Raw genomic sequence first — 6,145 nt, 5'->3', positions numbered from 1 at the left:
ACTGCACTCGGGAGGGTGTGGGAGAGTAGGACGCCGCCGGACTCAACGTATGGAAAGGCCCACCCGGGTGACTGGGTGGGCCTTTTCTTTTTGCCTTTGTCCACTACGGTGAAGGCCGTGCTCGTATACCGGTCGTTGCCGAAGTCGCTCGGCCTTCTGGTGGCCGCGTTCGCCCTGATCGCCGCAAGTGCCTTCATGGCCTGGGTGAGCCGGCCCGGTCCGTCCTTCGACGTCGTGCGCTTCGTGATCGGCGTCTTCGGGGTGCTGTTCTTCGGCTTCGGGGCGGTCCGGGTCGGGCAGCAGGTGTTCCGCCGCGGGCCGGTGGTCGAGGTATTCACCGGCGGGGTGCGTGACATCCGGCTGTCGTCGCAGGTCATCCCGTGGCATGTGGTTCGTGGGGTGGAGCAGCTCGTCGTACAGCGGCAGGTTTTTGTCGTGGTCGTTGTCGAGGAGGGCTTCGAGAAGCGCTACCTGTCCGGCACGAAGGGCATGCTCCAGCAGGTCAACCGGAAGATCGGGTTCCTCGGGGTGAACATCGCCGTGACCGGGCTGCAGGTGTCGGCCGACGAGCTGCAGGAGGCGATCGTCCGGTACTGGCGGGAGGCGCTGCCCGGCCCGGTGCGGCACGACGACCGGCGGTGAGCAGCATCGCAATGGGGTGCGGGCATCCGGCGATCCGCCGGTATGCTGGGCGTGGGCCGTGACTGGCGCGTTCGGATGGTTGACCATCGTGGAGCGGCTCCGTCGAGATGACGTATGCCGTGCGCCTGGGCCTCTTCGCTACGTGATAGGGAGGTCCCATGCCTGAGTTGAACGCCGAGTCCATCGCTTTCCGCTCCGCCCTCGATGTGGTCCGTTCCGTCGAGCCGCGTATCGCCGACGCGATCGCGCAGGAGCTGACCGACCAGCGTGAGTCGCTGAAGCTGATCGCGAGTGAGAATTACGCTTCCCCGGCGGTCCTGCTCGCCATGGGTAACTGGCTCTCCGACAAGTATGCGGAGGGCACCGTCGGCCGCCGGTTCTACGCCGGCTGCCAGAACGTCGACATCGTCGAGTCCGTGGCGGCCGAGCACGCCAAGGCTCTGTTCGGCGCGCCGTACGCGTATGTCCAGCCGCACTCCGGCATCGACGCCAACCTCGTCGCCTACTGGGCCATCCTGGCCGACCGGGTCGAGGTGCCGTATCTGAAGAAGTTCGAGAAGCGGCAGATCAACGACCTGACCGACGCCGAGTGGGCCGAGCTGCGGCAGGCGTTCGGCAACCAGCGGCTGCTCGGCATGTCGCTGGACGCCGGTGGCCACCTGACCCACGGCTTCCGTCCGAACATCTCCGGCAAGATGTTCGACCAGCGCAGCTACGGGGTGGACCCGGCGACCGGTCAGATCGACTACGCGGCCCTGCTGGAGAGTGCCAAGGAGTTCAAGCCCGCGGTGATCGTGGGCGGCTATTCGGCGTACCCTCGCAAGGTCAATTTCGCGAAGATGCGGGAGATCGCCGACGAGGTGGGCGCGACCTTCATGGTCGACATGGCGCACTTCGCCGGTCTGGTCGCGGGTGGCGTGTTCACCGGCGACTTCAACCCGATCGAGCACGCGCACATCGTCACCACCACCACCCACAAGAGCCTGCGTGGCCCGCGGGGTGGCGCTGTCTTCTGCCAGCCGGAGCTCGCGCCGCAGGTGGACCGCGGCTGCCCGATGGTGCTCGGCGGCCCGCTGCCGCACGTGATGGCGGCGAAGGCGATCGCTTTCGCCGAGGCGCGCCGGCCTGAGTTCGCGACCTACGCCCAGCAGATCGTCACCAACAGCCAGGCGCTGGCCGAGGGCCTGCTGAAGCGGGGTGTGCAGCTGGTGTCCGGCGGCACCGACAACCACCTGGTGCTGCTCGACGTGCACCCGTTCGGCATCACCGGCCGGCAGGCCGAGCAGGCCCTGCTGGACAGCGGCATCGTGACGAACCGTAACGCGATCCCGAACGACCCGAACGGTGCGTGGTACACGTCCGGCATCCGGGTCGGGACGCCGGCGCTGACCAGCCGTGGCCTGGGTGTCGCCGAGATGGACCAGATCGCCGACCTGATCCACACGGTGCTCGCGGCCACCACCCCGGCCGAGGGTTCGAAGGCGAAGTTCACCCTGGACCCGGCTCTCGCCGACCGGATCAGCAAGCAGGCCACCGAGCTGCTCGCCCCGTTCCCGCTCTACCCGTCCGTGGACCTGGGCTGACGAATCAGCCGGGTTTGACCTGGACCCGCCGTCGGCCGTCAGTCGGTCGCGGCGGGTTCGTGTTTTCCGGTCAGCGCGAGCACGATGAAATGCAGCAGGCCGCAGCCGTATCCGCGGCGCAGGCCGGGGCGGGACAGCTCCAGGTGCCAGCTGTTCACCTCCTCGACCGGGTCGCTCTCCCACGGCCGGGTCGAGTCCATGATCCACGAGAGTGTGCCGTCGTCGCCGCAGGTGGCCATGGCCAGGCGCTCGGGAAACAGGTCGGGGCCGGACCGGGGTGCGGGGAGCCGGCCGGGGGCGGTCAGGTCGAGGACGCCGCCCAGCGGGCCCGGCCCGTAGGTGTCGATGAGCCAGCGGTAGTCGGCGGGCAACGGCCGGGCGATCGTGGCCCAGTCGACCACGGGCGGCCGGGCGGGTGGCGGGACCAGGGCGGTGAGCCGGTCCTGGAGGTTCGCGCCCCAGGCGAAGTGCGCTTCGACGATCAGGGGCAGGTCGGCGTCATATTGGACATCGGCGACGCCGGCTGCCCAGTGCCCGGCCCGGAACCGGTGCGGGGCGAGATGCACGCCTTCAAGCGGGTCGATGTCGAACGGGCCGGCCGGGTCGAGGCGGAGTTCCGCGGCGATGTCGGCGGCGAGTGTTTCGGCCTCCTGATAGAGCTGGGCGCTCTCCTCCCCGTCCAGTTCCTGCGGGTCGCCGAAGTCGTGGATGCCGATGACGAGATGCGCGCTGCAGGGCTCCGGGAGGGTGTAGGCCAGCATCTCGCCGAGCTGGAGGACGGCAGCGGTGTGGTGCCGCGACGGTTGCCAGCCCGCGGCGAACAGCACGTCGCGGAGCTCCTTCTCGCTCGGGACGTCGAGGATGCCGGACAGGCGGTGGGCGAGGTCGGTGAGACGGTCGCTGATCGAGGTCACCGAGGGATCATGGCGTACGCGGCGGCAACCGGTGGAGGACGACGTCGTGCAGGGCGCCGGTGATGTACGAGCCGCATGTGATCCATCCTAATTGTCCGTTACCGATCTGGTCTCCGGTTGACAGCCCGATGGCCTGGGCGTCTACTCCAAGGCAATGGTCTTCCTCGATGTCTTGGAGGGGGCATGCGCAGGTTCGTCGTGGCCGCGAGCGGTCTGTTACTGGTTCTCACCGGCGCCGCGTGCAATCGGGGCACCGGGGAGCCCGTCGTCGGGCTGATCACCAAGACCGACACCAATCCCTTCTTCGTGACCATGAAGAAGGGCGCGCAGGGCTCGGCCGCCACCGCCGGGGTCGACCTGCAGACCTTCTCCGGAAAGGTGGACGGCGACAACGAGGCCCAGGTGCTGGCGATCGAGAATCTGATCTCCTTCGGCGCCAAGGGCTTCCTGATCACCCCGAACGACTCGAAGGCGATCGTGCCCGCCATCGACCGGGCCCACGACGCCGGAATGCTGGTCATCGCCCTGGACACCCCGGTCGAGCCGGCCGATGCCGCGGACGCCACCTTCGCCACCGACAACTACCAGGCCGGGCTTCTGATCGGGCAGTGGGCGAAGGCCAAGTTCGCCACCGAGGGTAAGGACGCTCGGATCGCGATGCTCGACCTCAACGCCAATCAGGTGTCCGTGGACGTACAACGTGATCAGGGTTTTCTTGAAGGATTTGGCATCGACGTCGCCGACAAGGGACGCATCGGTGACGAGAGCGACCCGCGCATCGCCGGGCACGACGTCACCGACGGCAATGAAGAGGGCGGCCGGACCGCCATGGAGAACCTGCTCCAGAAGGATCCCTCGATCAATCTGGTCTACACCATCAACGAGCCCGCGGCGGCCGGCGCCTATGAGGCGCTGAAGGCGGCCGGCCGGGAGCGCGAGGTCACCATCGTCTCGGTCGACGGCGGCTGCCCGGGCGTCGACAACGTCACCGCCGGGGTGATCGGCGCGACCTCGATGCAGTTCCCGATCAAGATGGCCGAGCTGGGCGTCGCCGCGATCGCGGAGTACGCGAAGACCGGCGCGAAACCGCAGAACACCGCCGGCAAGAGCTTCGTCGACACCGGCGTGCAACTGATCACCGACCAACCGCAGGCCGGCGTGGAGGCGAAGGACTCCGCGTGGGGCAAGCAGAACTGCTGGGGGTGAGATGACCGCCACCGCTGATTTCGAGGTACGGCGGCACGACTCGTTCGGGCTGCGACTGCAACACCTGCTGCACGGCAATCCGGTGCTCGGCCCGCTCGCCGTGCTGATCGTGGCGATCGTTGCGTTCTCGATCGTCAACGCCCGGTTCTTCTCGGCGGCCAACCTGTCCCTGGTGCTGCTGCAGGTCACCGTGATCGCGACGCTGGCGCTCGGGCAGACCCTGATCATCCTGACCGCCGGCATCGACCTGTCGGCCGGGGCGATCGCGGTGTTCTCGTCGATCCTGATGGCGATCTTCGCGACCGACGCGGGAGTGCCGGCGCCGCTCGCGCTGCTGCTCGGCTTCGCGTGCGGCACGGCGATGGGCGCGGTGAACGGGCTGTTGGTGACCCGGATCAAGCTGCCGCCGTTCATCGTCACACTGGGCACGCTGACGATCTTCTTCTCGCTGAACGCTGTGGTCAGCAACAGTGAGACGATCCGTGGCGCGGACATGCCGGCCCTGATGACGTGGACCGGGCAGGCGATCCCGATCGGGAGCTTCCGGCTCAGCTACGGGTCGATCATCATGCTGCTGCTGTTCGGGTTCTTCGCCTACGCGCTGAGCTCGACGGCGTGGGGCAAGCACGTCTACGCGACCGGGGACGACGTCGAGGCGGCCCGGCTGGCGGGCATCCGGACCGGCCGGGTGCTGTTCTCGGTCTACACCACGGCCGGGCTGCTCTACGCGGTCGCCGGGTGGATCCTGATCGGGCGGCTCGCGTCGGCCAGCCCGAACGTCGGCACCGAGTACAACCTGGACTCGATCACCGCGGTCGTGCTCGGCGGGACCAGTCTCTTCGGCGGTCGCGGCGGGGTGATCGGCACGCTGATCGGGGCGCTGATCGTCGGGGTCTTCCGCAACGGCCTGCAACTGGCCGGCGTCGAGGTGGTCTGGCAGGGCTTCGCGATCGGCCTGCTGGTGCTGATCGCGGTCTCGCTGGACCAGTGGATCAGGAAGGTGCGCTCGTGACGACTCCGGTTCTTCAAGCCAAAGGCCTGACCAAGAGGTACGGGCGAGTGGTCGCGATCGACGGCAGTGACCTCGAGTTGCTCCCGGGCGAGATCCTCGCGGTGATCGGTGACAACGGGGCCGGCAAGTCGAGCCTGATCAAGGCGCTGTCCGGGGCGCTGGTCCCGGACAGTGGCGAGATCCTGCTGGACGGGCAGCCGGTGCACTTCCGCAACCCGATGGAGGCCCGCGCCGCCGGGATCGAGACCGTCTACCAGACCCTTGCGGTGGCGCCGGGGCTGGACATCGCGGACAACCTGTTCCTCGGCCGGGAGCAGCGCCGGCCCGGCCCGCTGGGGTCGATCTTCCGGATGCTGGACCGCAAACGGATGCGGGAGGAGGCGGCCCGGCACATGAGCGAGCTCGGTGTCGCCACCCTGCAGAACATCGGCCAGCCGGTGGAGTCGCTCTCCGGCGGCCAGCGGCAGGCGGTGGCGGTGGCCCGGTCGGCGGCCTTCGGCAGCAAGGTGGTGATCCTCGACGAGCCGACCGCGGCGCTCGGCGTGAAGGAGGGCAACCGGGTCCTGCAGCTGATCCGCGACGTCCGGGACCGGGGTCTGCCGGTGATCCTGATCAGCCACAACATGCCGCACGTCTTCGAGATCGCGGACCGTATCCACATCCAGCGCCTGGGCCGCCGGATCGCGGTGATCACGCCGGGATCCCACTCGATGTCCGACGCGGTCGCGATCATGACGGGAGCCGCCGCTCCGCCGGACGCCTGACTTTCCTCAACCGTTCCGGGACGG

6 protein-coding genes and 1 riboswitch are annotated in these 6,145 nt (G+C 68.4%); of the genes, 5 read left to right on the top strand and 1 reads right to left on the bottom strand.

The window, feature by feature from the left end; translation table 11 throughout:
• Positions 1–117: 117 nt before the first annotated feature.
• Together BM290_RS28265 and BM290_RS28260 are read left to right on the top strand one after the other, a co-directional pair.
• A complete protein-coding gene (locus BM290_RS28265) occupies positions 118–642 on the top strand; it encodes an STM3941 family protein (protein ID WP_143133991.1) in 525 nt (174 codons plus the stop codon).
• 48 nt (positions 643–690) lie between these two features.
• Positions 691–780, top strand: a riboswitch (ZMP/ZTP riboswitch).
• Positions 781–800: 20 nt separating this feature from the next.
• Positions 801–2,225 (top strand): glycine hydroxymethyltransferase, encoded by a 1,425-nt coding sequence (locus BM290_RS28260; protein ID WP_093618889.1) that lies wholly within the window; start codon positions 801–803, stop codon positions 2,223–2,225.
• Positions 2,226–2,263: 38 nt separating this feature from the next.
• Here BM290_RS28260 and BM290_RS28255 read toward each other — a convergent pair whose 3' ends face one another.
• Positions 2,264–3,139 (bottom strand): hypothetical protein, encoded by an 876-nt coding sequence (locus tag BM290_RS28255; RefSeq protein ID WP_093618888.1) that lies wholly within the window; start codon positions 3,137–3,139, stop codon positions 2,264–2,266.
• Between the two features lie 183 nt (positions 3,140–3,322).
• On the opposite strand from BM290_RS28255, the gene BM290_RS28250 reads away from it, so the two are divergent.
• Genes BM290_RS28250 through BM290_RS28240 form a run of 3 tightly spaced genes read left to right on the top strand, consistent with a single transcriptional unit; the run spans position 3,323 to position 6,121 of the window.
• Positions 3,323–4,345, top strand: a complete 1,023-nt coding sequence (locus tag BM290_RS28250) for a substrate-binding domain-containing protein (protein WP_093618887.1) — start codon at positions 3,323–3,325, stop codon at positions 4,343–4,345.
• A 1-nt stretch (position 4,346) separates the two neighbouring features.
• Positions 4,347–5,357: an ABC transporter permease gene (locus BM290_RS28245; protein ID WP_093618886.1), complete on the top strand. Its 1,011-nt coding sequence runs from the start codon at positions 4,347–4,349 to the stop codon at positions 5,355–5,357.
• Positions 5,354–6,121, top strand: coding sequence for an ATP-binding cassette domain-containing protein (locus tag BM290_RS28240; RefSeq protein ID WP_093618952.1), 768 nt, complete (start codon positions 5,354–5,356; stop codon positions 6,119–6,121). Before BM290_RS28245 ends, BM290_RS28240 begins: the two co-directional genes overlap by 4 nt.
• The last annotated feature ends 24 nt before the right edge of the window (positions 6,122–6,145 follow it).

The organism is Actinoplanes philippinensis, assembly GCF_900113015.1.
Classification (GTDB): Bacteria; Actinomycetota; Actinomycetes; order Mycobacteriales; family Micromonosporaceae; genus Actinoplanes; species Actinoplanes philippinensis.
This window is presented reverse-complemented; position numbering and strand designations above follow the sequence as displayed.

Coding starts and splice junctions, on each gene's coding strand:
- BM290_RS28260 (WP_093618889.1), top strand. CDS start 801: ATGCCTGAGTTGAACGCCGAGTCCATCGCTTTCCGCTCCGCCCTCGAT.
- BM290_RS28250 (WP_093618887.1), top strand. CDS start 3,323: ATGCGCAGGTTCGTCGTGGCCGCGAGCGGTCTGTTACTGGTTCTCACC.
- BM290_RS28245 (WP_093618886.1), top strand. CDS start 4,347: ATGACCGCCACCGCTGATTTCGAGGTACGGCGGCACGACTCGTTCGGG.